This window comes from Salinarimonas sp. (assembly GCF_046292825.1).
Lineage (GTDB): Bacteria > Pseudomonadota > Alphaproteobacteria > Rhizobiales > Beijerinckiaceae > Salinarimonas.
The window spans coordinates 1-22,151 of the sequence record NZ_JBKBQG010000058.1 but is presented as its reverse complement, the minus strand read 5'-3'; the positions used below and the strand labels follow the sequence as shown (position 1 = coordinate 22,151).

Annotated in this window: 32 protein-coding genes and 2 pseudogenes; 31 read left to right on the top strand and 3 right to left on the bottom strand. The window is 68.6% G+C overall.

The window, feature by feature from the left end:
- The 28 genes and pseudogenes from tuf to rplQ form a co-directional block, all read left to right on the top strand.
- Positions 1-170, top strand: a pseudogene (gene tuf / locus ACK4UM_RS19075) (elongation factor Tu); the annotation flags it as partial.
- 73 nt (positions 171-243) lie between these two features.
- Positions 244-552: a 30S ribosomal protein S10 gene (rpsJ, locus tag ACK4UM_RS19070; RefSeq protein ID WP_029031924.1), complete on the top strand. Its 309-nt coding sequence runs from the start codon at positions 244-246 to the stop codon at positions 550-552.
- A 50-nt stretch (positions 553-602) separates the two neighbouring features.
- The gene (gene rplC, locus ACK4UM_RS19065; protein WP_409802424.1) at positions 603-1,355 is read left to right on the top strand and encodes a 50S ribosomal protein L3; all 753 of its coding nucleotides are present in this window, start codon (positions 603-605) and stop codon (positions 1,353-1,355) included.
- A complete protein-coding gene (gene rplD, locus ACK4UM_RS19060; RefSeq protein WP_409802423.1) occupies positions 1,355-1,975 on the top strand; it encodes a 50S ribosomal protein L4 in 621 nt (206 codons plus the stop codon). The genes rplC and rplD overlap by 1 nt, the downstream gene beginning before the upstream one ends.
- Positions 1,972-2,268, top strand: coding sequence for a 50S ribosomal protein L23 (locus tag ACK4UM_RS19055; protein WP_409802422.1), 297 nt, complete (start codon positions 1,972-1,974; stop codon positions 2,266-2,268). The genes rplD and ACK4UM_RS19055 overlap by 4 nt, the downstream gene beginning before the upstream one ends.
- Positions 2,269-2,290: 22 nt before the next feature.
- Positions 2,291-3,130, top strand: coding sequence for a 50S ribosomal protein L2 (gene rplB / locus ACK4UM_RS19050; RefSeq protein ID WP_409802421.1), 840 nt, complete (start codon positions 2,291-2,293; stop codon positions 3,128-3,130).
- Positions 3,131-3,140: 10 nt separating this feature from the next.
- Positions 3,141-3,419 carry a 30S ribosomal protein S19 gene (gene rpsS, locus ACK4UM_RS19045; protein ID WP_409802420.1) on the top strand — a complete coding sequence of 93 codons (279 nt, stop codon included), beginning with the start codon at positions 3,141-3,143 and terminating at the stop codon, positions 3,417-3,419.
- A 1-nt stretch (position 3,420) separates the two neighbouring features.
- A complete protein-coding gene (rplV, locus tag ACK4UM_RS19040) occupies positions 3,421-3,801 on the top strand; it encodes a 50S ribosomal protein L22 (RefSeq protein WP_409802419.1) in 381 nt (126 codons plus the stop codon).
- An 11-nt stretch (positions 3,802-3,812) separates the two neighbouring features.
- The gene (gene rpsC, locus ACK4UM_RS19035; protein ID WP_409802418.1) at positions 3,813-4,517 is read left to right on the top strand and encodes a 30S ribosomal protein S3; all 705 of its coding nucleotides are present in this window, start codon (positions 3,813-3,815) and stop codon (positions 4,515-4,517) included.
- A 21-nt stretch (positions 4,518-4,538) separates the two neighbouring features.
- Positions 4,539-4,952 (top strand): 50S ribosomal protein L16, encoded by a 414-nt coding sequence (gene rplP / locus ACK4UM_RS19030; protein ID WP_409802417.1) that lies wholly within the window; start codon positions 4,539-4,541, stop codon positions 4,950-4,952.
- Between the two features lie 10 nt (positions 4,953-4,962).
- Positions 4,963-5,175 carry a 50S ribosomal protein L29 gene (gene rpmC / locus ACK4UM_RS19025; protein WP_409802416.1) on the top strand — a complete coding sequence of 71 codons (213 nt, stop codon included), beginning with the start codon at positions 4,963-4,965 and terminating at the stop codon, positions 5,173-5,175.
- A 13-nt stretch (positions 5,176-5,188) separates the two neighbouring features.
- On the top strand, positions 5,189-5,431 hold the full coding sequence (gene rpsQ, locus ACK4UM_RS19020) for a 30S ribosomal protein S17 (protein ID WP_409802415.1): 243 nt from the start codon (positions 5,189-5,191) through the stop codon (positions 5,429-5,431).
- A gap of 157 nt (positions 5,432-5,588) precedes the next feature.
- On the top strand, positions 5,589-5,957 hold the full coding sequence (gene rplN, locus ACK4UM_RS19015; protein ID WP_409802414.1) for a 50S ribosomal protein L14: 369 nt from the start codon (positions 5,589-5,591) through the stop codon (positions 5,955-5,957).
- Positions 5,957-6,274: a 50S ribosomal protein L24 gene (gene rplX, locus ACK4UM_RS19010; protein WP_409802413.1), complete on the top strand. Its 318-nt coding sequence runs from the start codon at positions 5,957-5,959 to the stop codon at positions 6,272-6,274. Before rplN ends, rplX begins: the two co-directional genes overlap by 1 nt.
- The gene (gene rplE, locus ACK4UM_RS19005) at positions 6,267-6,833 is read left to right on the top strand and encodes a 50S ribosomal protein L5 (protein WP_409802412.1); all 567 of its coding nucleotides are present in this window, start codon (positions 6,267-6,269) and stop codon (positions 6,831-6,833) included. Before rplX ends, rplE begins: the two co-directional genes overlap by 8 nt.
- Before the next feature lie 38 nt (positions 6,834-6,871).
- Positions 6,872-7,177: a 30S ribosomal protein S14 gene (rpsN, locus tag ACK4UM_RS19000; RefSeq protein ID WP_409802411.1), complete on the top strand. Its 306-nt coding sequence runs from the start codon at positions 6,872-6,874 to the stop codon at positions 7,175-7,177.
- 12 nt (positions 7,178-7,189) lie between these two features.
- Positions 7,190-7,588 carry a 30S ribosomal protein S8 gene (rpsH, locus tag ACK4UM_RS18995; protein WP_409802410.1) on the top strand — a complete coding sequence of 133 codons (399 nt, stop codon included), beginning with the start codon at positions 7,190-7,192 and terminating at the stop codon, positions 7,586-7,588.
- A gap of 34 nt (positions 7,589-7,622) precedes the next feature.
- The gene (gene rplF, locus ACK4UM_RS18990; protein WP_409802409.1) at positions 7,623-8,156 is read left to right on the top strand and encodes a 50S ribosomal protein L6; all 534 of its coding nucleotides are present in this window, start codon (positions 7,623-7,625) and stop codon (positions 8,154-8,156) included.
- Positions 8,157-8,168: 12 nt separating this feature from the next.
- Positions 8,169-8,531 carry a 50S ribosomal protein L18 gene (rplR, locus tag ACK4UM_RS18985; RefSeq protein WP_409802408.1) on the top strand — a complete coding sequence of 121 codons (363 nt, stop codon included), beginning with the start codon at positions 8,169-8,171 and terminating at the stop codon, positions 8,529-8,531.
- Positions 8,532-8,679: 148 nt separating this feature from the next.
- Complete coding sequence (gene rpsE, locus ACK4UM_RS18980; RefSeq protein ID WP_409802407.1) at positions 8,680-9,237, top strand: 30S ribosomal protein S5; 558 nt, start codon at positions 8,680-8,682, stop codon at positions 9,235-9,237.
- Positions 9,238-9,251: 14 nt separating this feature from the next.
- A complete protein-coding gene (gene rpmD / locus ACK4UM_RS18975) occupies positions 9,252-9,440 on the top strand; it encodes a 50S ribosomal protein L30 (RefSeq protein WP_409802406.1) in 189 nt (62 codons plus the stop codon).
- A 13-nt stretch (positions 9,441-9,453) separates the two neighbouring features.
- Positions 9,454-9,930, top strand: a complete 477-nt coding sequence (gene rplO / locus ACK4UM_RS18970) for a 50S ribosomal protein L15 (RefSeq protein ID WP_409802405.1) — start codon at positions 9,454-9,456, stop codon at positions 9,928-9,930.
- Positions 9,931-10,078: 148 nt separating this feature from the next.
- Positions 10,079-11,419, top strand: coding sequence for a preprotein translocase subunit SecY (secY, locus tag ACK4UM_RS18965; RefSeq protein WP_409802404.1), 1,341 nt, complete (start codon positions 10,079-10,081; stop codon positions 11,417-11,419).
- Between the two features lie 103 nt (positions 11,420-11,522).
- Entirely contained in the window at positions 11,523-12,113 is a 591-nt protein-coding gene (locus tag ACK4UM_RS18960; RefSeq protein WP_409802403.1) for an adenylate kinase, read from the top strand.
- Positions 12,114-12,382: 269 nt separating this feature from the next.
- Positions 12,383-12,751: a 30S ribosomal protein S13 gene (gene rpsM / locus ACK4UM_RS18955; RefSeq protein ID WP_409802402.1), complete on the top strand. Its 369-nt coding sequence runs from the start codon at positions 12,383-12,385 to the stop codon at positions 12,749-12,751.
- 85 nt (positions 12,752-12,836) lie between these two features.
- Positions 12,837-13,226, top strand: a complete 390-nt coding sequence (gene rpsK / locus ACK4UM_RS18950) for a 30S ribosomal protein S11 (RefSeq protein WP_409802401.1) — start codon at positions 12,837-12,839, stop codon at positions 13,224-13,226.
- Between the two features lie 106 nt (positions 13,227-13,332).
- Positions 13,333-14,349, top strand: coding sequence for a DNA-directed RNA polymerase subunit alpha (locus ACK4UM_RS18945; RefSeq protein WP_409802400.1), 1,017 nt, complete (start codon positions 13,333-13,335; stop codon positions 14,347-14,349).
- 109 nt (positions 14,350-14,458) lie between these two features.
- The gene (gene rplQ / locus ACK4UM_RS18940) at positions 14,459-14,881 is read left to right on the top strand and encodes a 50S ribosomal protein L17 (protein WP_409802399.1); all 423 of its coding nucleotides are present in this window, start codon (positions 14,459-14,461) and stop codon (positions 14,879-14,881) included.
- A gap of 251 nt (positions 14,882-15,132) precedes the next feature.
- Here the strand turns inward: rplQ and ACK4UM_RS18935 are convergent, their stop codons facing one another.
- From ACK4UM_RS18935 to ACK4UM_RS18925, 3 genes are all read right to left on the bottom strand, one after another.
- Positions 15,133-16,047, bottom strand: coding sequence for an MBL fold metallo-hydrolase (locus ACK4UM_RS18935; protein WP_409802398.1), 915 nt, complete (start codon positions 16,045-16,047; stop codon positions 15,133-15,135).
- A gap of 75 nt (positions 16,048-16,122) precedes the next feature.
- Positions 16,123-17,442, bottom strand: a complete 1,320-nt coding sequence (locus ACK4UM_RS18930; protein WP_409802397.1) for a DUF2254 domain-containing protein — start codon at positions 17,440-17,442, stop codon at positions 16,123-16,125.
- Positions 17,439-18,458, bottom strand: coding sequence for an SDR family oxidoreductase (locus ACK4UM_RS18925; RefSeq protein ID WP_409802396.1), 1,020 nt, complete (start codon positions 18,456-18,458; stop codon positions 17,439-17,441). The genes ACK4UM_RS18930 and ACK4UM_RS18925 overlap by 4 nt, the downstream gene beginning before the upstream one ends.
- A 115-nt stretch (positions 18,459-18,573) precedes the next feature.
- Here ACK4UM_RS18925 and ACK4UM_RS18920 point away from each other — a divergent pair, with 115 nt between their 5' ends.
- The 3 genes and pseudogenes from ACK4UM_RS18920 to ACK4UM_RS18910 all read left to right on the top strand — a co-directional run.
- On the top strand, positions 18,574-19,104 hold the full coding sequence (locus ACK4UM_RS18920) for an NUDIX hydrolase (RefSeq protein ID WP_409802395.1): 531 nt from the start codon (positions 18,574-18,576) through the stop codon (positions 19,102-19,104).
- A gap of 88 nt (positions 19,105-19,192) precedes the next feature.
- Positions 19,193-20,953 (top strand): arginine--tRNA ligase, encoded by a 1,761-nt coding sequence (gene argS, locus ACK4UM_RS18915; RefSeq protein ID WP_409802394.1) that lies wholly within the window; start codon positions 19,193-19,195, stop codon positions 20,951-20,953.
- Between the two features lie 81 nt (positions 20,954-21,034).
- A pseudogene (locus tag ACK4UM_RS18910) lies at positions 21,035-22,151 on the top strand (hypothetical protein); the annotation flags it as partial.

Below are 22,151 nucleotides of genomic sequence, written 5' to 3'. Positions count from 1 at the left end.
CCGGCATGGTCAAGCTGCCCGAGGGCACCGAGATGGTGATGCCGGGCGACAACGTCGCGATGGAAGTCGAGCTGATCACGCCGATCGCCATGGAGGAGAAGCTGCGCTTCGCCATCCGCGAGGGCGGCCGCACCGTCGGCGCCGGCGTCGTCGCCGCGATCCTGGACTGATCCCGAGGCAGGGTGAGGGCGCGGCCGCCCCGCGGCGGCCGCGCTTTCCGTGAAGATTGGAACGGGGCAACCCATGAACGGTCAGAATATCCGCATCCGCCTCAAGGCGTTCGATCACCGGGTGCTTGACGCCTCGACGCGCGAGATCGTGTCGACCGCCAAGCGCACGGGGGCGCAGGTTCGTGGGCCCATCCCGCTGCCGACGCGCCTCGAGCGTTTCACGGTGCTGCGCTCGCCGCACATCGACAAGAAATCCCGCGAGCAGTTCGAGATGCGCACGCACAAGCGTGTCCTCGACATCGTGGACCCCACCCCGCAGACGGTCGACGCGCTCATGAAGCTCGACCTCGCCGCGGGCGTGGACGTGGAGATCAAGCTCTGAAGTCCCGGCGGGCTTCGGAGTAGGCTGTCACACGCCGAGAGGGAACGCTCATGCGCTCAGGCGTCATCGCACAGAAGGTCGGCATGACCCGCGTCTTCACGGATGCTGGGGAACATGTTCCGGTCACCGTCCTCAAGCTCGACCAGTGCCAGGTCGTCGCTCACCGGACGAAGGACAAGAACGGCTACGTCGCGCTGCAGGTCGGCGTCGGCAAGGCCAAGGTCAAGAACGTCTCGAAGGCCGAGCGCGGTCGGTTCGCCGTCGCGCAGGTCGAGCCGAAGCGCAAGGTCGCGGAATTCCGCGTCAGCGAGGACGCCCTCATCCCCGTCGGGGCCGAGATCCTCGCCGACCATTTCGTGGTGGGCCAGTACGTCGACGTGACGGGCACCACGAAGGGCAAGGGCTTCGCGGGCGGCATGAAGCGCTGGAACTTCGCGGGCCTTCGCGCCTCGCACGGCGTGTCGGTCTCGCATCGCTCGATCGGCTCGACCGGCGGTCGTCAGGACCCCGGCAAGACGTTCAAGGGCAAGAAGATGCCGGGTCATCTCGGCGTCGAGCGGGTGACCACGCAGAATCTGCGCGTCGTCAAGACCGATCCCGAGCGGGGCCTGATCCTCGTCGAGGGCGCGGTTCCCGGCAATGCCGGCGGCTGGATCTTCATCCGCGACGCCGTCAAGCGCACTCTGCCGGCCGAGGCCCCGGTGCCCGGCAAGTACCGTGAGAACGGCGCCGACGACGGCCAGCAGCCCTCCGAGGCGCAGGTCGAGGCCGCGCCGGCCGTCGAGAACGAGGAGAACGCGTGATGAAGATCGAGATCACCACCTTGGACGGCGCGAGCGCCGGCGAGGTCGAGCTCGACGACGCGATCTTCGGTCTCGAGCCCCGCGCGGACATCCTGCACCGCATGGTGCGTTGGCAGCTCGCCAAGCGCCGCGCCGGCACGCACGCGGTCAAGAACCGCGCCGACATCGCGCGGACCGGCAAGAAGATCTACCGCCAGAAGGGCACCGGCAACGCTCGCCACGGTTCGGCGCGCGTCGTCCAGTTCCGCGGCGGCGGTCGCGCCTTCGGTCCGGTCGTGCGCTCGCACGCCCACGATCTGCCCAAGAAGGTCCGCGCGCTCGCCCTGCGTCACGCGCTCTCCTCGAAGGCGAAGGCGTCGGCTCTGATCGTCGTCGACGACATCGTGGCGTCCGAGCCGAAGACGAAGGCCCTCAAGGAGCGCTTCGGCAAGCTCGGGCTCTCGAACGCGCTGTTCGTGGGCGGGGCGGAGCTCGACGCGAACTTCAAGCTCGCCTCGCGCGCGATCCCGAACATCGACGTGCTGCCCATCCAGGGCATCAACGTCTACGACATCCTGCGCCGCGAGAAGCTCGTTCTGACCAAGGCGGCCGTCGATGCGCTGGAGGCGCGCTTCAAATGAGCCTAGATCCACGCCATTACGACGTGATCGTCGCTCCGGTCATCACCGAGAAGTCGACGTCGCTGTCCGAGCAGAACAAGGTCGTCTTCAAGGTCGCGATGGACGCGACCAAGCCGCAGATCAAGGAAGCGGTGGAGAAGCTCTTCGACGTCAAGGTCAAGAGCGTCAACACGCTGGTCCAGAAGGGCAAGACGAAGGTCTTCCGCGGTGTGCGCGGGCGCCGCTCCGACGTCAAGAAGGCGATCGTGACCCTCGAGGAGGGGAATTCGATCGACGTGACGACGGGCCTGTGAGTAGCGGGAACGGAGAAGAACAATGGCTTTGAAGCATTTCAAGCCCGTCACGCCAGGCCTGCGGCAGCTCGTCATCGTCGACCGGAAGGGCCTGTACAAGGGCAAGCCGGTCAAGGCGCTGACGGAGGGCCTGTCGTCGAAGGGCGGCCGCAACAACACGGGCCGGATCACCGTCCGGTTCCGCGGCGGCGGTCACAAGCGCACCTATCGCCTCGTCGACTTCAAGCGTCGCGGGCGGCTCGGCGAGACGGCCAAGGTGGAGCGGATCGAGTACGATCCCAACCGCACGGCCTATATCGCGCTGATCGCCTATGCGGACGGCGAGCAGGCCTACATCCTCGCCCCGCAGCGGCTCTCCGTCGGCGACGAGGTGACGGCGGCGCTCTCGGCGGACATCAAGCCCGGCAACGCGATGCCGATCGGGAACATCCCCGTCGGCACGCTGGTCCACAATGTCGAGCTCAAGATCGGCAAGGGCGGCGCGATCGCCCGCTCCGCCGGCTCCTACGCTCAGATCGTGGGCCGCGACCAGGGCTACGTCGCGATCCGGCTGACCTCGGGCGAGCAGCGTCTCGTCCACGGCCAGTGCTTCGCCACCGTCGGCGCGGTGTCGAACCCGGACCACATGAACATCTCGATGGGCAAGGCGGGTCGCAATCGCTGGCTCGGCCGGCGTCCGCACAATCGCGGCGTCGCGATGAACCCGATCGACCATCCGCACGGCGGCGGCGAAGGCCGCACCTCCGGCGGCCGTCACCCGGTGACGCCGTGGGGCAAGCCGACGAAGGGGCGCAAGACGCGCTCCAACAAGCGGACGGAGAAGTTCATCGTCTCCAGCCGCCACGCCCGCAAGAAGAGGTAAGGAGCCGACCATGGCGCGTTCGATCTGGAAGGGCCCGTTCGTCGACGGCTACCTTCTCAAGAAGGCCGAGGCGGCTCGCGCGTCCGGCCGCAGCGAGGTGATCAAGATCTGGAGCCGCCGCTCCACGATCCTGCCTCAGTTCGTGGGCCTCACCTTCGGGGTCTACAACGGTCACAAGCACATCCCCGTCTACGTGAGCGAGGAGATGGTCGGGCACAAGTTCGGCGAGTTCTCGCCGACCCGGACCTTCCACGGTCACGCGGCGGACAAGAAGGCGAAGAGGCGCTGACATGGGCAAGGCTGCTACTCCCCGCGCGCTCGGCGACAACGAGGCGAAGGCGGTGCTGCGGATGCTCCGCATCAGCCCGCAGAAGCTGAACCTCGTCGCCCAGCTGATCCGCGGCAAGCGGGTCTCCGTCGCGCTCGCCGATCTCGAGTTCTCGAAGAAGCGCATCGCGCGCGACGTCAAGAAGTGCCTCGAGAGCGCGATCGCCAATGCCGAGAACAACCACGACCTCGACGTCGACGATCTCGTCGTCAAGGAGGCCTTCGTCGGCAAGGCACTGGTTCTGAAGCGCTTCCATGCGCGGGCCCGCGGTCGCGGCGCCCGGATCATGAAGCCCTTCTCGAACCTGACGATCGTGGTCCGCGAGGTCCAGTCGGAAGCCTGAGGAGGATAGACATGGGTCAGAAGGTCAACCCCATCGGGCTGCGTCTGGGCATCAACCGCACCTGGGACAGCCGCTGGTTCGCCGGCAAGGGCGAGTATGCGCGCCTGCTCCACGAGGACATCGCGATCCGCGACGCTCTCATGAAGCAGCTCAAGCAGGCGGCGGTCTCCAAGATCGTCATCGAGCGCCCGCACAAGAAGTGCCGCGTCACCATCCACTCGGCTCGTCCGGGCGTGGTGATCGGCAAGAAGGGCGCGGACATCGAGAAGCTGCGCAAGATCGTCGGCAAGATGACCGACGCCGAGGTGACGATCAACATCGTCGAGGTCCGCAAGCCGGAGACCGACGCCACGCTGATCGCCGACTCGATCGCCCAGCAGCTCGAGCGCCGCGTCGCCTTCCGTCGCGCCATGAAGCGCGCCGTGCAGTCGGCGATGCGTCTGGGTGCCGAGGGCATCCGCATCAATTGCTCGGGCCGGCTCGGCGGCGCGGAGATCGCGCGCCTCGAATGGTACCGCGAGGGGCGGGTTCCGCTCCACACGCTGCGCGCGGACGTCGATTACGGCACCGCGACGGCTTTCACCACGTACGGGACCTGCGGCATCAAGGTCTGGGTGTTCAAGGGCGAGATCCTCGAGCACGACCCGATGGCCCAGGAGCGGCGGATGTCCGAAGAAGGAGGCCGCTCCGGCGGTCGCCGCGAGCACGCGGCGTAACGTCGGAACGGGAGGCTCGTCATGTTGCAACCGAAGAAGACCAAGTTCCGCAAGCAGTTCAAGGGGCGCATCCACGGCGTCGCCAAGGGCGGCACGGATCTCAACTTCGGCTCCTACGGCCTCAAGGCCCTGGAGCCGGAGCGCGTGACCGCGCGTCAGATCGAGGCGGCCCGCCGCGCGATCACCCGCCAGATGAAGCGTCAGGGCCGCGTCTGGATCCGCATCTTCCCCGACGTTCCCGTGACGGCCAAGCCGACCGAGGTGCGTATGGGTAAGGGCAAGGGCTCGCCCGAGTTTTGGGCCTGCCGCGTCAAGCCCGGCCGGATCATGTTCGAGATCGACGGCGTCGCCGAGGACATCGCCCGCGAGGCGCTGCGTCTGGGCGCCGCCAAGCTGCCGATCCGCACGCGGTTCGTGCAGCGCATCGCCGATTGAGGAGGCACCGATGAAGTCCAATCAGAGGCTGTCCGACCTGCGCGCGATGACCGCCGATCAGCTCCAGGACGAGCTCCTGAAGCTCAAGAAGGAGCAGTTCAACCTGCGCTTCCAGCGGGCGACGGGGCAGCTCGAGAACACCGCGCGCGTGACCGAGGTCCGCAAGGACATCGCCCGGGTCAAGACGATCCAGCGCGCAAAGCAGTCGCAGAGCGCGGCCTGAGGAGAAGATCACCATGCCCAAGCGCGTTTTGCAGGGTGTCGTCGTCAGCGACAAGCAAGACAAGACCATCGTGGTCAAGGTCGAGCGCCGCTACTCGCACCCGCTTCTCAAGAAGACCGTCCGTCGCACGAAGAACTACCACGCCCACGACGAGAACAACGTCGCCAAGATCGGCGACGTGGTGCTCATCGAGGAGAGCGCGCCGATCTCCAAGCTGAAGACCTGGCGGCTCGTGGAGCAGGCCCCTCAGGCCTGAATCTTCGTTTTTCGGCTTGTGTCGAGCGGGCGCTTCGTGTATCGGAGCGCCCTTCGCGGTCATGAGCAGGGGGCACGAGACCCCCGTCAGAAGTAGTCCGGCCGGGCAATCCCGCGCGGCGCGGAAACCTGTCTGAGACAAGGAAAGGATCACAGCCATGATCCAGATGCAGACGAATCTCGACGTCGCCGACAATTCCGGCGCGCGACGCGTGATGTGCATCAAGGTTCTGGGCGGCTCGAAGCGCAAATACGCTTCCGTCGGCGACATCATCGTCGTCTCCGTCAAGGAGGCGATCCCGCGCGGCCGCGTGAAGAAGGGCGACGTCATGAAGGCGGTCGTCGTTCGCACGGCCAAGGACATCCGTCGCGCGGACGGCTCCGTCATTCGCTTCGATCGCAACGCCGCGGTCCTGGTGAACAACAACAAGGAGCCGATCGGCACCCGTATCTTCGGGCCGGTCCCGCGCGAATTGCGCGCGAAGAACCACATGAAGATCATCTCGCTGGCGCCGGAGGTGCTCTGATGGCTGCGAAGATCAAGAAGGGCGACACGGTCATCGTGCTCGCCGGCCGCGACAAGGGCAAGTCCGGCGAGGTCGTCAAGGTGATGCCGAAGGAGACCCGTGCGCTCGTGCGTGGGATCAACCTCGTCAAGCGCCACCAGCGTCAGACGGCCAATCAGGAAGGCGGCATCGTCACCAAGGAAGCGGCGATCCACCTCTCCAATCTCGGGATCCGCGACCCGCGCGACGGCAAGCCGTCCCGCGTCGGCTTCAAGTTTCTGGACGACGGCCGCAAGGTCCGCTTCGCCAAGCGTTCGGGAGACCTGATCGATGGCTGAGATGCAGCTCGACGGCTACACGCCGCGCATGCGGAAGCACTACGACGAGGTGGTGCGTCCCAAGCTCATCGAGGAATTCGGCTACAAGAACCCCATGCAGGTGCCCGCGATCGACAAGGTCGTGATCAACATGGGCGTGGGCGAGTCGACCGCCGATTCGAAGAAGGCCTCGGTCGCCGCCGGCGACCTCGCGCTGATCGCCGGCCAGGCGCCGGTCATCACCCGGGCCCGCAAGGCGATCTCGACCTTCAAGGTCCGCGAGGGCATGCCGCTCGGCTGCATGGTGACGCTGCGCAAGACGCGCATGTACGAGTTCGTCGACCGGCTCGTCACCATCGCCCTGCCGCGCGTGCGCGACTTCCGCGGCCTGAACCCGAAGTCCTTCGACGGCCGCGGCAACTACGCGCTCGGCATCAAGGAGCACATCGTGTTCCCCGAGATCAACTATGATCGCGCGGAGCAGATCTGGGGCATGGACGTCATCATCGCGACGACGGCCAAGACCGACGACGAGGCGCGGGCTCTCCTGCGTCACCTCAATTTCCCGTTCCGGCAGTGAGGTCGTGACGGCCTCAAACGCGGAAACCGGAGGATTTCATGGCTAAAAAGTCTCACATCGAGAAGAACAAGCGCCGGATGAAGCTTGTCAAAAAGTATTCCGGCCGGCGCGAGCGGCTCCTCGCCGTCGCCAACAACGAGGAGCTCTCCATGGAGGAGCGCTTCGAGGCGCGCCTCAAGCTCGCCGAACTCCCGCGCAATTCGAGCCCGACCCGGGTTCGCAATCGCTGCGAGGTCACCGGGCGCCCGCGCGCCTATTACCGCAAGCTCGGCATGTCCCGCGTGGCCCTGCGCGAGCTCGGTTCGCGCGGCCTGATCCCGGGCCTGGTCAAGTCGAGCTGGTAAGGAGGGCGCACCATGGCGATCAACGATCCGCTCGGCGACATGCTGACCCGCATCCGCAACGCGCAGCTGCGCCGTCGCCCCACCGTGGCGACTCCCGGCTCCAAGCTGCGCGCGCGCGTCCTCGACGTGCTGAAGTCGGAAGGCTACATCCGCGACTACTCGGTGACCGAGTTCGGCAACGGCCGCACCGAGTTCTCGATCGAGCTGAAGTATTACGACGGCGCTCCGGTCATCAAGACCATCGAGCGCGTGTCGAAGCCCGGCCGGCGCGTCTACATGGCGATCGATACCCTGCCCCGCTACGCGGACGGCCTGGGCACGGTCATCCTGTCGACGTCGCACGGCGTCATGGCCGACCACGAGGCGCGCGAGCGCAACGTCGGCGGCGAAGTGCTCTGCCGGGTCTTCTGATCCGCGGGCTGGTACCGGAACAAGGAGCTCATTCATGTCTCGCGTAGGCAAGAAGCCCGTTCCCGTGCCGTCCGGCGTGACGGCGTCGGTGGACGGGCAGACGGTGAAGATGAAGGGGTCGAAGGGCGAATTGTCGTTCGTCGTCCCCGAGGAGGTCTCGGTCGCGATGCAGGAGGGCGCTGTCGCCGTCCAGCCGCGCGCGGAGACGAAGGTCGCGCGCTCCAAGTGGGGCCTGTCGCGGGCGATGATCGCCAACATCGCGACGGGCGTCTCGAAGGGCTTCGAGCGCAAGCTCGAGATCAACGGCGTCGGCTATCGCGCGGCGGTTCAGGGCAAGACCCTGAAGCTGTCGCTCGGCTACAGCCACGACATCGATTTCGAGATCCCGGCCGACATCACGATCACGACGCCCAAGCCGACGGAGATCGTCGTGGCGGGCATCGACAAGCAGCGCGTCGGCCAGATCGCGGCGGTGATCCGCGGCTATCGCGGCCCCGAGCCCTACAAGGGCAAGGGCGTCAAGTATGCCGGCGAGTTCATCTTCCGCAAGGAAGGCAAGAAGAAGTAAGGAGCCGGAGCCATGGCGAACAAACTCGATGCTCTCCGGCGCCGCAAGGCTCGGGTGCGCCGCGCGCTTCGCGCGACGGCCAACGGGCGCCCGCGCCTGTCGGTCTTCCGCTCGTCGAAGCAGATCTACGCTCAGATCATCGACGATGCGAAGGGCCACACGCTGGCAGCCGCCTCCTCGCTGGAGAAGGACCTGCGCACCTCGCTGAAGACCGGCGCCGACAAGGCGGCGGCCGAGGCGGTGGGCAAGCTCGTCGCCGAGCGCGCGAAGGCCGCCGGCGTGACCAAGGTCGTCTTCGACCGGTCGGGCTACATCTATCACGGGCGCGTCAAGGCGCTCGCCGATGCCGCGCGCGAGGGCGGTCTCGAATTCTGATCGCGTCGCGCGCCCTCTGCGGCGCGCGCGCATCCTGCGGCAGGCCGGGACCGTCCCGCGCCTGCCCCACGACGGCGAGGGGGTCGATCCAGGCTCCTTCGAGCGGTTCGCGAGCGGGAGCCGTCGCCCGCGCAAGTAGAGAGAGACAATGGCCAGAGAGAGAGATCGTCACGATCGCGAGGAGCGCGACAGCGAGTTCGTCGACCGCCTCGTCCACATCAACCGCGTCGCCAAGGTGGTGAAGGGCGGCCGGCGCTTCGGCTTCGCCGCGCTCGTCGTCGTCGGCGACCAGAAGGGCCGCGTCGGCTTCGGCCACGGCAAGGCCCGCGAGGTGCCCGAGGCCATCCGCAAGGCGACGGAAGCCGCCAAGCGCGGTCTCGTCCGCATCCCGCTGCGCGAGGGTCGCACGCTCCACCACGACGTCGCCGGCCGCCACGGCGCGGGCCGCGTCGTCATGCGCGCGGCGCCCGCCGGTACCGGCATCATCGCCGGCGGCCCGATGCGCGCCGTCTTCGAGGCGCTCGGCGTCCAGGACGTCGTGTCGAAGTCGCTCGGCTCGTCGAATCCCTACAACCTCGTGCGCGCCACCTTCGACGCGCTCAAGGCCGAGGACAGCCCGCGCTCGGTCGCCGCCCGCCGCGGTCTCAAGGTCTCCTCGCTGCAGGCTCGCCGTCCCGGCGGCGCCGAGGCGCAGGTCGACGGCTGACGGGAGGGCGCACCATGGCCGACAAGACCATCACCGTGCAGCAGATCGGCTCGCCGATCCGCCGCGTGAGCCGCCAGCGCGACACGCTCGTCGGGCTCGGGCTCAACAAGCTCAACCGCACGCGGACCCTTCCCGATACGCCTGCCGTGCGCGGCATGATCGAGAAGGTCAAGCATCTCGTGCGCGTCGTCGACGGCAAGTGAGGAGGCGCACGTCATGAAGCTCAACGACCTTCGCGACAATCCCGGTGCCACCAAGGAGCGCATCCGCGTCGGCCGCGGCATCGGCTCCGGCAAGGGCAAGACCGCCGGGCGCGGCGTCAAGGGCCAGAAGGCCCGCTCCGGCGTCCGCATCAAGGGCTTCGAGGGCGGCCAGATGCCGATCTATCGGCGCCTGCCCAAGCGCGGCTTCGTCAATCCCGGCGCGCGCGACCTCAACGAGGTCAATGTCGGGCGCATCCAGGAGGCGGTCGATGCCGGCCGCCTCGACGCGAACGCGCCGGTCACGGTCGAGGCGCTCGTCGCCGCGGGCGTGGTGTCGCGCGTGCGCGACGGCGTCAAGATCCTCGGCGTCGGCGAGCTCAAGGCGAAGCTGACCTTCGAGGTCGTCGGGGCTTCGAAGTCCGCGGTCGCGGCGATCGAAGGCGCCGGCGGCTCGGTGAAGATCCTGGGCGAGCCCGTTGCGCAGGCGTGATGCCTCGCCCATCTAGGACCTGATGCGAGCGGCGGCCCGTGCGCGCGAGCGTGCGAGGCCGCCGTTTCGTCGGGGGAGGCGGGGAGCCTCGTCCCGGCGGCACGATCGAGAAGACACATACGGGACGGCGCGCCTCGAGGAGGGCACGATGGCCTCAGCTGCAGAGCAGCTCGCTGCGAACTTGAATTTCGGTGCGCTCGCGCGGGCCGAGGAGCTGAAGAAGCGCATCTGGTTCACCCTCGGCGCGCTGATCATCTACCGCTTGGGGACCTACATCCCGCTTCCCGGCATCGATCCGGAGGCGCTGCGCCAGTCGTTCCAGGCGGCGGCGGGCGGCGTGCTCGGCATGTTCAACATGTTCGCGGGCGGGGCGGTCGAGCGCATGGCGATCTTCGCGCTCAACATCATGCCCTACATCTCCGCCTCGATCATCATGCAGCTCCTGACGGCGGTGAGCCCGACGCTCGAGGCCCTCAAGAAGGAGGGCGAGAGCGGGCGCAAGGTGATCAACCAGTACACGCGCTACCTTACCGTCGTGCTCGCCGTGTTCCAGAGCTGGGGCATCGCGGTGGGTCTGCAGGCGTCGGGCGGCATCGTCGTCGATCCCGGGCCGTTCTTCATCGTCACGACGGTGATCACGCTCACCGGCGGCACCATCTTCCTGATGTGGCTCGGCGAGCAGATCACCGCGCGCGGCATCGGCAACGGCATCTCGCTGATCATCTTCGCGGGCATCGTCGCCCATCTGCCGCAGGCGACGGCGGGCCTGCTCGAGCTCGGCCGCCAGGGCGCGATCTCGACCTTCTTCATCGTCGCCGTGATCGTGATGGCGGCGGGCATCATCTTCTTCGTGGTGTTCATGGAGCGCGCCCAGCGCCGCCTCCTGATCTCCTATCCGAAGCGCCAGGTCGGCAACCGCATGTACGACGGGCAGACCTCGTTCCTGCCCCTCAAGCTCAACACGGCGGGCGTGATCCCGCCGATCTTCGCCTCCTCGCTGCTCCTGCTGCCGACCACGGTGGCGAGCTTCTCGGCGGCGCAGGGCGGCGACGGGATCATGTCGACGATCGCGATCTATCTCGGCCACGGCCGGCCGCTCTTCATGATCCTGTACGGATCGCTGATCATCTTCTTCGCCTTCTTCTACACGGCGATCGTGTTCAATCCGGCGGAGACGGCGGACAATCTGAAGAAGCACGGCGGCTTCATTCCCGGCATCCGTCCGGGCGAGCGCACCGCCGACTACATCGACTACGTGCTCACGCGCATCACCGTCATCGGTGCCGTGTACCTCACCGTGGTTTGCCTGATACCCGAATTTCTGATTTCGTACGCGGCGCTGCCGTTCTATCTCGGAGGGACGTCGCTGCTGATCGTGGTGACGGTGACGATGGACACGGTGGCTCAGGTGCACGGGCACCTGCTCGCCCATCAGTACGAAGGCCTCGTCAAGAAGGCGAAGCTCAAGGGCGCGCGGCGCGGGCGCTGATCCCGACCGCGAGGCCCGAGGCGAAGCGCGGCGGCCCCTCGGTCGCCGCGTTCGCGCGAGTGGTGTCGGTGGCGAGCGGAACGAGGACAGGGAAGGCACGCCGATGAGACTGATTCTTCTGGGACCGCCGGGGGCCGGCAAGGGGACGCAGGCGGCGCGCCTCGTCGAGAAGCACGGCATTCCGCAATTGTCGACGGGCGACATGCTGCGCGCGGCCGTCAAGGCCGGCACGCCGATCGGGCTCGAGGCCAAGGCGATCATGGAGGCGGGCAAGCTCGTGCCGGACGCCGTCGTCGTCGGCATCGTCGCCGACCGGATCGAGGAGCCCGACGCCAGGAAGGGGTTCATCCTCGACGGGTTCCCGCGCACCGTCGCCCAGGCCGAAGCTCTCGACCGGATGCTCGCGCAGAAGGGCCTGCCGCTCAGCGCGGTGATCGATTTCGTCGTGGACGAGACCATCCTCGTCGAGCGGATCGCCGGCCGCGCCCGCGAGATGCAGGCGCGCGGCGAGGCGGTGCGCAAGGACGACGATCCGGAAGTCTTCAAGACGCGTCTCGAGGCCTATCGCGAGCAGACGGCGCCGGTCTCGGCCTATTACGAGAGCAAGGGCCAGCTCGAGCGCGTGGACGGCATGCAGCCGATCGACGACGTGACGCGCCAGCTCGAGGCGATTCTCGCCCGCCATCGCGGCTGATCCCCCGGTCGCCCGGGGGCGGGTCGAAGAAAAAGCGCTTGACGGGGTGCGCGTTCACGTGTACGCGCGCTCCCTCAGCGTTTTGAAACCGGGTTCCGGTCGGCTTCGCGAGAAGCCGTCCGTCGCCTCGCGTGCACGACGCGACACCCGCGGCGGGATCGTTCCCGCCGCAGGCAAACACGCGCAGGGGCCGGCCTCCACCGGACGCGCGACGAACGAAACGGCCGGCGTCCGCCTCGGGCGGCGCGCGGCGCACATGGAGACGAGACGTGGCTCGTATCGCAGGCGTCAACATTCCGACCGCCAAGCGCGTGGTGATCGCGCTTCAGTACATTCACGGCATCGGCGCGAAGAAGGCCGAGGAGATCTGCCAGAAGGTGTCGATCCCCGCCGAGCGCCGGGTCAACCAGCTGACCGACGCCGAGGTCCTCGCCATCCGCGAGACCATCGACCGCGACTACGTCGTCGAGGGCGACCTGCGTCGCGAGGTCTCGATGAACATCAAGCGCCTGATGGATCTGGGCGTCTATCGCGGCCTGCGTCACCGCCGCAACCTGCCCGTCCGAGGCCAGCGCACGCACACCAACGCCCGCACCCGCAAGGGCAAGGCGAAGCCGATCGCCGGCAAGAAGAAGTAATCTCTCGTGAAATTCGCGGCGGGGCGTCTCCCGCCGCACATCCCGAGCGCCTGGCGTTACGGGCGCGTCAGAAGGATCGACATCTATGGCAAGAGACACCACCCGCGTCCGCCGCCGCGAACGCAAGAACATCGTGTCGGGCGTCGCGCACGTCAACGCGACCTTCAACAACACGCTCATCACCATCACGGACGCCCAGGGCAACACGATCTCGTGGTCGTCGGCGGGCATGATGGGCTTCAAGGGCTCGCGCAAGTCGACCCCCTACGCCGCGCAGATCGCGGCCGAGGACGCGGCCCGCAAGGCGGCCGAGCACGGCATGCGCACCCTCGAGGTCGAGGTCTCCGGCCCCGGCTCGGGCCGCGAATCGGCTCTGCGCGCGCTCCAGGCGGCGGGCTTCACCGTCACCTCGATCCGGGACGTCACGCCGATCCCGCACAACGGCTGCCGGCCGCGCAAGCGCCGCCGCGTCTGACGCCGTCTCGCGCGGGTGCCGATGCGCCTGCGCGACCCTTTTGGCACGTGAGGCTCCCTGGCGGGGAGCCGCACGTCCCGAGCCCGTCTCCCGAAGAGGTGTGGTCGTGATTCAAAAGAACTGGCAAGAGCTGATCAAGCCCAACAAGCTCGCGGTCAGCCCCGGCACGGACCCCAAGCGTGTCGCCACCGTCGTCGCCGAGCCGCTCGAGCGCGGCTTCGGCACAACGTTCGGCAACGCCTTGCGCCGCGTGCTGCTCTCGTCGCTCCAGGGCGCGGCCGTGACGGCCGTGCAGATCGACGGCGTCCTGCACGAATTCTCGTCGATCCCCGGCGTCCGCGAGGACGTCACGGACATCGTCCTGAACATCAAGGCGATCGCCATCCGCATGCAGGGCGACGGCCCCAAGCGCATGACGCTGCGCAAGACGGGGCCCGGCCTCGTCACCGCCGGCGACATCAACACGGTCGGCGACGTCGAGATCCTCAATCCCGAGCTCGTGCTGTGCACCCTCGACGAGGGCGCCGAGATCCGCATGGAGTTCACCGTCGATACCGGCAAGGGCTACGTGCCCGCCGATCGCAACCGCCCCGAGGACGCCCCGATCGGCCTCATCCCGGTGGATGCGCTCTACTCGCCGGTCAAGAAGGTCAGCTACCGCGTCGAGAACACCCGCGAGGGCCAGATTCTCGACTACGACAAGCTGACCATGACGGTCGAGACCAACGGCGCGGTGACGCCGGAGGACGCGCTCGCCTACGCCGCGCGCATCATCCAGGACCAGCTCGCAATCTTCGTGAACTTCGAGGAGCCCCGCAAGGAGGAGGCCGCGACGGCGTCGCCGCAGCTGCCGTTCCCGCCGGCCCTCCTCAAGAAGGTCGACGAGCTCGAGCTCTCGGTGCGTTCGGCGAACTGCCTGAAGAACGACAACATCGTCTATATCGGCGACCTGATTCAGAAGACGGAAGCCGAGATGCTGCGCACGCCGAATTTCGGCCGCAAGTCGCTCAACGAGATCAAGGAAGTGCTCGCCGGCATGGGCCTGCATCTGGGCATGGAAGTGCCCGGCTGGCCGCCGGAGAACATCGAGGATCTCGCCAAGCGCTTCGAGGAGCACTACTGAGATCCCCCGCTCCCCGGCATTCCGGGGGGCGTCCACCGCCCGAGACGGGCGACAAGCAAGAGGTCCGGCCGTTCCGTGGCACGGCGGCCGGCAAAGACGGAGAGCCATCATGCGTCACGGTTTCCGCGGTCGTCGCTTCAACCGCTCGAGCGAGCACCGCAAGGCGATGTTCGCCAACATGTCCGCCGCGCTGATCAAGCACGAGCAGATCATCACCACGCTGCCGAAGGCCAAGGACCTGCGTCCGGTCGTCGAGAAGCTGATCACGCTCGGCAAGCGCGGCGACCTGCACGCCCGCCGCCTGGCGATGTCGCAGATCCGCGACGAGGGCATGGTCAAGAAGCTCTTCGAGGTGCTCGGGCCGCGCTACAAGGAGCGTCCGGGCGGCTATTGCCGGATCATGAAGGCCGGCTTCCGCTACGGCGACAACGCCCCGATGGCCGTGATCGAGTTCGTCGACCGCGACCCCTCCGCCAAGGGCAAGGATTCCGGCCCCTCCGCCGAGGCCGCCGAGCAGGACGAGGCGGCCTGAGCCGGCCCTTCGTCGGGATCGACAGGATAGGGAAAGGCGGCCTTCGTGGCCGCCTTTTTCGTTGCTGGGTCTGTGGATGTCGAGGAGTAATTCGGGCCCCACCCGACCCCTGTCGCTTCGCTCCAGGGGCCACCCTCCCCTACGGGGAGGGACGAGCCGGCGACATCCCTCCCCGTAGGGGAGGGTGGACGTTCGAGCGAGAGCGAGAACGGCCGGGTGGGGCCCGTACCCCGCCTCGCTCCCCCCCCCCGTCAGAACCGGTTCACCGGCAGCTTCAGGTAATGGTGCCCGTCGTCCTCGGCGGGGGGCAGGCGGCCGCCGCGGAGATTGACCTGGAGGGCGGCGAGGATGCGGTCGGGCAAAGCGAGCGTCCGGTCGCGGCTCTCGCGACGGTCGACGAAGGCCTCCCGCGACGTGCCGTCCTTCACGTGGATGTTGCGCGCCTTGTGCTCGGCGACCGTCGCCTCCCACATCGGCTCGCGGCGCGTGGCCGTGCCGTAATCGTGGCCGACGAACAGGCGCGTGTCGCCGGGCAGGGCGAGAATCGCCTGGATCGATTGCCAGAGCGTCGCCGCGTCGCCGCCGGGAAAGTCGGCGCGGGAGGTGCCGGCATCGGGATACATCAGCGTGTCGTGGACGAAGGCCGCGTCCCCCACGACATAGGTGATCGAGCCGAGCGTGTGGCCGGGCGAGAGCATCACCCGCGCCTCGAGCGTGCCGATGCGGAAGGTCTCGCCCTCGGCGAACAGGCGGTCGAAATCGCGGGTCGGGTCGAAGGCGCCGGGGAGATTGTAGAGCCGCGCCCAGATGCCGGCGATTTCGCCGACCTTCTCGCCGATCGCGTTCGGCGCGCCGGTCGCCTCCTTCAGATGGGCGGAGGCCATCCAATGGTCGGCATGGGGGTGGGTGTCGAGCACCCATTCGACCGTGAGGCCCTGTTCCGCCACGAGGTCGAGCACCTGGCGCATCGAGCCGAGATCGGTGCGGTAATGCTTCGGATCGAAGTTCCAGACGACGTCGACGAGCGCCGCCTTCTTGGTCGCGGGATCGGCGACGACGTACTGGATCGAGCCCGTATCCGGCTCGTAGATGCCCCAGACGTCGGGGCTGCCGGGGCCCCGCGAGGGCGAATGGCGGACGACGCGCTCCTTCAGGCGATCGGTCATGGATGGTCTCTCCAATTGGCAGGGTCGCGGCCGCAGCCGCTGCTGGAGAGCAATATATTAGAGATATCTAATTTATCAAGAGGCCTCCGCCCGAGCATCGACCGTCTCGTAGGCCGCGCGGGCGCTCGCGATCCGCGCCGCGACGGCCTTCCGGTCGGACGGGCCGAGACGCGCGAGTTCGGCGGTCTCCGCGAGCTTTTCGAGCTGGTCGCGCAAGGCGGCGCGCCCGTCGGCGCGGCGCACGCCGGCGGCGAGCTTGCGGATCGTGTCCGCCATGCCGATCAGGATTTCGGGATGGTCGACGGCCGAGCGGCGCAGCGAGTTGAAGGCCGCGTCGACGAGCCCCTGCGCGTCGCTGCGATCGGCGACGACGCGCAGGATGCCCTGCTCGTCGCGGATCTCGCGCAGCTGGAGGGCGCCGGCGAAGATGCCCTCGACGACGGCGCCGAGGCGGTCGACGACGGAGATCGCGGTGTAGGGATCGTTGATGCTCGGCGAGAGCGCGCGCAGGCCGATATCGACGAGTTGCCGGATGCCGAATTCCGGATCCTGCGCGGGCGTGCGTTCGCTGCCGACCACGAAGCCGTGGCGAACGGCCTCGTCGATCTGCGCCGTCAGCGGCTCGTCGGAATGGACGCGCACGTGGTCGCCGCCGACGAGGAGGTAATGGCCCGCGCGCACCCGCACCTCGACGATCGCGTCGTGCTTCTTCGCGAGCGCCACGAGCGACTTGTAGCGCACCACCTGGACGTAGCCGCAGCAGCGCACGCCGACATGGCGGACGTGGCGGCGCTCGATCGGCTCGGGGGGACGATCGTCGACCTCGGAGGCGGAGGGCAGCATCTCCGCGAGTTCGCTCCGCAGCTCGCTCGCGACGGTCTCGACCACGTTGTCGGCGATGATCGCGCGGGCGATCTTGTGGATGTAGAACAGGAGCGCGAACAGACACAGGATCGTCAGGAGGCTCGCCACCGAGACCGCGATATGGGGCACCGCGGCGGCGCCGAGATCGTCGTCCAGGGTGCGCAGGACCAGGACGACGTAGAGGATGGTGCCGAGAAACAGGCCGAGCACCGCCTGGATCTCGCGGTCGGCGACGAAGGTCGCGATCAGCCGCGGGCCGAGTTGATTGGCGGCGAGCGTCAGGATCACGAAGGTGATCGAGACGACGAGCGAGGTCATGGTCATCATGCCGCCGAGGAAGCTCGACAGGAGGCCGCGGGCGGTGTCCGCGTCCCCGCTATAGAGCCACCACACGTCTTCGCCGGCGATCACGAGGTCGCCTCCGCGCCGCAGGAGGAGGACGGCGAGGAGGCCGGCGAGCGCGACGATCAGGCCCGGAATGATCCAGAATTGCGCGCGCAGATGCGCCGTGATGTTTCGCAGGCGGCTCACCGCCGCGTCCGGGTCGCCTGGGCCAGAGCCAGTCCGAGGCCCGCCGCCGCGAGCCCGGCGAGGAGCGCGTGGCCGATCCGCGCCTCGGGGCCGGGGATCATCGTCGCCGATCCGCTCGCCTCGTCGGAGAAGCTGCCGGAGGTCGCATGCAGGCCGTGCACCGGCTGGTAGAGATTGCCGGCCCGCTCGCCGCGCCCGTCCGGCCGCATCTGGCCATCGACGGCGTTTCGGCCGAGATAGCGATCGGCGACGCCCGGCAGGAGGCTGTTGCCGAGTATCGTGGTCGCGGTGACCCCGCCGAGCCAATAGGAGCGCTTGGGATGAAGCAGCGCCTTGACGATGGCGGCGGCTGCGGCCTGCGGCGTGTAGACGGGCCCCGACGGCCGCGGCGGGCGCGGCATCTTCGAGCGCGACCAGTCGAATTGCGGCGTGTCGACGGCCGGCAGGTGCACCTCGGTGACCGCGATGGGCATGCCATCGTGAACGAGCTCGGCGCGCAGCGAATCGGAGAAGCCGACGATCGCGTGCTTGGCCGCGCAATAGGCGCTCTGGAGCGGGATGCCGCGATAGGCGAGCGCCGAACCGACTTGGCAGATCACCCCGCGTCCGCTGCGACGCATGGAGCGCAGCGCCGCGAGGCTGCCGTGCACGGTGCCGAGATAGGTCACCTCCGTCACGCGCCGGTATTCCTCGGGGCTCGTCTCGTGGACGGGGGCGAAGACGGTCACCATCGCGTCGTTGACCCAGCCGTCGAGCGGCCCGAAGGCGCGCTCGAGCTCGTCGGCGGCCCGGAAGACGCCCTCGGCATCGGCGACGTCGCAGGGCAGCACCAGAGCCTCCCCGCCGCGGGAGCGCACCGCGCGAGCGACCTCCTCGAGCGCCTGCGCGTCGCGCGCCATGAGGCCGATCCGAGCGCCTTCCTCGCCGAGCCGCAGGGCGACCGCCCGGCCGATGCCGGCGGAGGCGCCCGTCACCATGATCACCGCGCCCTCGAGCCGCTCCAGTCCCCGCGCCATATCGTCCACCTCGCTCGTTCGTCTTCGTGCGGTGGACAATCGTCGAGCCGACCAGGGCGTTCCCGCATAGACCCATGTGATTGCCAAGCGCCGTCGCGATGCCTATCTCCGCCTGATGATCGAAGAAGCGGGCAGCCGAAACGGCGAATCGACGCAAACCACCGAACAGAACGGCAAGCGAGCCAAGCGCGGGGCCGCGGGCCCGCGTCGGCAGGTCGGCGCGCTGCCCTTTCGCGTGACCGAGGAGGGGCGCATCGAGGTCGCGCTCGTGACCTCGCGGGAGACGCGCCGCTGGGTGATCCCCAAGGGCTGGCCGATCCGCAAGCTCGCTCCCTTCGAGACGGCGGCGCGGGAGGCCTACGAGGAGGCCGGGCTCGCGGGTGCGATGGCGCAGGAGCCCTACGGCGCCTATTCCTACGAGAAGCGCTTGAAATCGCGCAGCTTCGTCTCCTGCAACGTCGACGTCTTCCTGATGGCGGTGGCGCGCGCCAAGAAGCGCTGGCCCGAGCGCGACGAGCGGGAGCGGCGCTGGTTTCCCGCCGAGGAGGCGGCGCAGCTCGTCGACGAGCCGGAACTCTCCGACCTGATCGCGGCGCTCCCCGAGCGCATGGGCCTCGGGCAGAGCAGGGAATCGAACGAGGGGTGAGGCGCCCACGTGCGGGCCCTTCCCCGAACGGGCGATCCGGTTTAGGGATCGCGCGCGACCCGACAACACGATCCCGAGCGCGAGCGACATGAATCTCTTCTCACTCTTCGAGACCCGCCTCGGCGAGGCGCTCCGGCGGTTGGAGGATGCGGGCACCATCCCGGCGGGCCTCGACCATGCGAAGGCCGTGGTGGAGCCCCCGCGCGATCCCTCTCACGGCGACCTCGCGACCAATGCGGCGATGGTGCTCGCGAAGCCGGCGGGCATGAATCCGCGCGCGCTCGCCGAGGCGCTCGCCGCCGACCTGCGCGAGGATCCGCGGCTCGAAGCCGTCGAGATCGCCGGCCCGGGCTTCATCAACATGCGCCTGAAGCTCTCGGCCCTGCACGACGTGCTGCGGGCTGCGGTTCGCGCGGGCACCGATTACGCGCGCGCCTCCGCGATCTCGGGCGCTCCGGTGAACATCGAGTACGTCTCGGCGAACCCGACCGGGCCGCTCCATGTCGGCCATGGCCGCGGGGCGGTGTTCGGCGACGCGCTCGCCAATCTCCTCGTCTTCGCCGGGCGCGACGTCACGCGCGAATATTACATCAACGACGCCGGCGCGCAGGTCGACGTGCTCGCCCGCTCCGCCTATCTGCGCTACCGCGAGGCGCTCGGCGAGGAGATCGGCGCCATTCCCGAGGGGCTCTATCCCGGCGATTACCTCGTCGAGGTGGGCGCGAGCCTCGCGGAGATCCACGGGCCGGGCCTGCTCGAGCAGCCGGAGGAGGCGTGGCTGCCGGTGGTGCGCGAGGCCGCGATCGACGCCATGATGGCCAAGATCCGCACCGACCTCGCCGCCCTCGACATCCGCCACGACGTCTTCTTCTCCGAGCGTTCGCTGTCCACGGGAGAGGTCGACCAGATCGCGGAGACGATCGCCGAACTGCGCGGGCGCGACCTCGTCTATCAGGGGAGGCTCGAGCGGCCCAAGGGCGCGACGCTCGAGGATTGGGAGGATCGCGAGCAGACGCTCTTCCGCGCGACCGCCTTCGGCGACGACGTCGATCGGCCGCTCCTCAAATCCGACGGCTCCTACACCTATTTCGCCGCCGACATCGCCTACCACCATTCGAAATTCCTGCGCGGCTCGCCGGAGCTGATCGACGTGCTCGGCGCCGATCACGGCGGCTACGTCAAGCGCATGAAGGCGGCCGTGACGGCGGTGACGGGGGGCGCGGGCTCGCTCGACGTGAAGCTCTGCCAGCTCGTCAAGCTCCTGCGCAACGGCGAGCCGGTGAAGATGTCCAAGCGCGCCGGCTCCTTCGTGACGCTGCGCGACGTGGTCGACGAGGTCGGCAGCGACGCGGTGCGCTTCATGATGCTGATGCGAAAGAACGACGCGCCGCTCGATTTCGATCTCGCCAAGGTCGTCGAGCAGTCGAAGGACAACCCCGTCTTCTACGTGCAATACGCCCATGCGCGCTGCGCCTCTGTCTTCCGGCAGGCGGCGGAGACGTTCCCCGGCGTCGATCACGGGCCCGAGGCGCTCGCCGCGGCCGATCTCGGCCTCCTCGTCGACGAGGGGGAGATGGACGTGATCCGGAAAATCGCCATGTTCCCGCGCATCGTGGAGCAGGCGGCGGGCGCGCACGAGCCGCACCGCGTCGCCTTCTTCCTCTACGAGCTCGCAGCGAGCCTGCATCAATTGTGGAACAAGGGCAAAGACCTGCCGCAATTACGCTTTGTTAACCAAGCAGACTCAGAGTCCACGCGGGTGCGGCTCGCCGTGGCGCATGCGGTCCGTTGCACGATCGCATCGGGACTCTCCATATTGGGGGTCTCGGCGCCCGACGAGATGCGCTGAGGCTCGCCGACGCGCGGACCCGCCGGATCGCGGGGCCGTCGCGGGAGTCCCGGCGTTCGGCAGACAGGGAGTTCCAGCGCGATGAGCGACCAGGCGAACAGGCGGCTTTCCATCGATCTCGACGAGATCGAGCGGCAGCTCCGGCAGAGCGCCGAGCGGCACGCCTCGCTGCAGGGGGCGTCGCGGACGCAGGCGCCTGCGGGAGGGCCGCCCGCGCAGCAGAAGTCCGACCCGCTCGCCGAGCTCGCCCGCATCGTCGGCCAGGACGACCCCTTCGGCGCGCTCCTCTCCGGCGACGCCCGCGCGCGCCGCGAGCCGACGGCGTCCCCGGGCCGCGCGGCTGCGCACGATCCCTATGCGGACCCCTATGCGCCGCATGCGGCCGACCGGCACCCGCAGCACGATCCCTATGCGCAGGGTCCCTACGCGCAAGAGCCTTACGCGCAAGACCCTCACGCGTCGCACGATCCCTACGCCTACCCGCAGGCCAACGATCCGCACGCGCAGCCCGGTTTCGCCGAGGACCCGCGCGCGGCCTATGCGGCGCACGGTTTTGCGGTCGATCGCGACGGGCGCGCGGCCTATCCGGCCGATTACGACCCGCGCGAGGACGCCTATCTCGACGATCCGCGCTATGCCGCCGACTGGGCCGGCGCGCCTCCGCGGGACGAGTATTACGAGGACGAGGCGCCCGCGCCTCGGCGGACGCGCGCCGGGCGCAAGAGCCTCGTCACGGCCGTCGCCCTCGTCGGCGTCGCGGTGGTGGGCGTCGGCTCGGCTTTGATGTTCACGGGCTCGGTCGAGCAATCCGGCGAGCCGCCGCTGATCGCCGCCGACCCGTCGCCGGTGCGGATCTCGCCGGAGAATCCCGGCGGCGTCGAGATCCCCAACCAGAACAAGGCCATCTACGGCCAGGACAGCGGCGAGACGCGCATCGTCGACCGCGAGGAGCAGCCGGTCGACGTGGCCGAGCTCGCACGGCAGACGCCCCGCGTCGTGCTGCCGGCGCCCGGCGGCGTCGCCGACGATCCGATCGCGCGGGCGATGGGCGAGGAGGGGCTCGGCGAGCCGGGCCTCGAGGCGGCGCTCGTGCCCTCGCCGGCAGTGGCGGCGCTCGGCGAGCCGCGCCGCGTGCGCACCGTCACCGTGCGGCCGGACGGCAGCGTCGTCGGCGCCGAGCCGCTCGCTCCGGCGCGGC

Excerpts from the sequence above, each read along its gene's own strand:
- rpsJ (WP_029031924.1), top strand. The coding sequence starts at position 244 with ATGAACGGTCAGAATATCCGCATCCGCCTCAAGGCGTTCGATCACCGG.
- rplC (WP_409802424.1), top strand. The coding sequence starts at position 603 with ATGCGCTCAGGCGTCATCGCACAGAAGGTCGGCATGACCCGCGTCTTC.
- rplD (WP_409802423.1), top strand. The coding sequence starts at position 1,355 with ATGAAGATCGAGATCACCACCTTGGACGGCGCGAGCGCCGGCGAGGTC.
- ACK4UM_RS19055 (WP_409802422.1), top strand. The coding sequence starts at position 1,972 with ATGAGCCTAGATCCACGCCATTACGACGTGATCGTCGCTCCGGTCATC.
- rplB (WP_409802421.1), top strand. The coding sequence starts at position 2,291 with ATGGCTTTGAAGCATTTCAAGCCCGTCACGCCAGGCCTGCGGCAGCTC.
- rpsS (WP_409802420.1), top strand. The coding sequence starts at position 3,141 with ATGGCGCGTTCGATCTGGAAGGGCCCGTTCGTCGACGGCTACCTTCTC.
- rplV (WP_409802419.1), top strand. The coding sequence starts at position 3,421 with ATGGGCAAGGCTGCTACTCCCCGCGCGCTCGGCGACAACGAGGCGAAG.
- rpsC (WP_409802418.1), top strand. The coding sequence starts at position 3,813 with ATGGGTCAGAAGGTCAACCCCATCGGGCTGCGTCTGGGCATCAACCGC.
- rplP (WP_409802417.1), top strand. The coding sequence starts at position 4,539 with ATGTTGCAACCGAAGAAGACCAAGTTCCGCAAGCAGTTCAAGGGGCGC.
- rpmC (WP_409802416.1), top strand. The coding sequence starts at position 4,963 with ATGAAGTCCAATCAGAGGCTGTCCGACCTGCGCGCGATGACCGCCGAT.
- rpsQ (WP_409802415.1), top strand. The coding sequence starts at position 5,189 with ATGCCCAAGCGCGTTTTGCAGGGTGTCGTCGTCAGCGACAAGCAAGAC.
- rplN (WP_409802414.1), top strand. The coding sequence starts at position 5,589 with ATGATCCAGATGCAGACGAATCTCGACGTCGCCGACAATTCCGGCGCG.
- rplX (WP_409802413.1), top strand. The coding sequence starts at position 5,957 with ATGGCTGCGAAGATCAAGAAGGGCGACACGGTCATCGTGCTCGCCGGC.
- rplE (WP_409802412.1), top strand. The coding sequence starts at position 6,267 with ATGGCTGAGATGCAGCTCGACGGCTACACGCCGCGCATGCGGAAGCAC.
- rpsN (WP_409802411.1), top strand. The coding sequence starts at position 6,872 with ATGGCTAAAAAGTCTCACATCGAGAAGAACAAGCGCCGGATGAAGCTT.
- rpsH (WP_409802410.1), top strand. The coding sequence starts at position 7,190 with ATGGCGATCAACGATCCGCTCGGCGACATGCTGACCCGCATCCGCAAC.
- rplF (WP_409802409.1), top strand. The coding sequence starts at position 7,623 with ATGTCTCGCGTAGGCAAGAAGCCCGTTCCCGTGCCGTCCGGCGTGACG.
- rplR (WP_409802408.1), top strand. The coding sequence starts at position 8,169 with ATGGCGAACAAACTCGATGCTCTCCGGCGCCGCAAGGCTCGGGTGCGC.
- rpsE (WP_409802407.1), top strand. The coding sequence starts at position 8,680 with ATGGCCAGAGAGAGAGATCGTCACGATCGCGAGGAGCGCGACAGCGAG.
- rpmD (WP_409802406.1), top strand. The coding sequence starts at position 9,252 with ATGGCCGACAAGACCATCACCGTGCAGCAGATCGGCTCGCCGATCCGC.
- rplO (WP_409802405.1), top strand. The coding sequence starts at position 9,454 with ATGAAGCTCAACGACCTTCGCGACAATCCCGGTGCCACCAAGGAGCGC.
- secY (WP_409802404.1), top strand. The coding sequence starts at position 10,079 with ATGGCCTCAGCTGCAGAGCAGCTCGCTGCGAACTTGAATTTCGGTGCG.
- ACK4UM_RS18960 (WP_409802403.1), top strand. The coding sequence starts at position 11,523 with ATGAGACTGATTCTTCTGGGACCGCCGGGGGCCGGCAAGGGGACGCAG.
- rpsK (WP_409802401.1), top strand. The coding sequence starts at position 12,837 with ATGGCAAGAGACACCACCCGCGTCCGCCGCCGCGAACGCAAGAACATC.
- rplQ (WP_409802399.1), top strand. The coding sequence starts at position 14,459 with ATGCGTCACGGTTTCCGCGGTCGTCGCTTCAACCGCTCGAGCGAGCAC.
- ACK4UM_RS18935 (WP_409802398.1), bottom strand. The coding sequence starts at position 16,047 with ATGACCGATCGCCTGAAGGAGCGCGTCGTCCGCCATTCGCCCTCGCGG.
- ACK4UM_RS18925 (WP_409802396.1), bottom strand. The coding sequence starts at position 18,458 with ATGGCGCGGGGACTGGAGCGGCTCGAGGGCGCGGTGATCATGGTGACG.
- ACK4UM_RS18920 (WP_409802395.1), top strand. The coding sequence starts at position 18,574 with ATGATCGAAGAAGCGGGCAGCCGAAACGGCGAATCGACGCAAACCACC.
- argS (WP_409802394.1), top strand. The coding sequence starts at position 19,193 with ATGAATCTCTTCTCACTCTTCGAGACCCGCCTCGGCGAGGCGCTCCGG.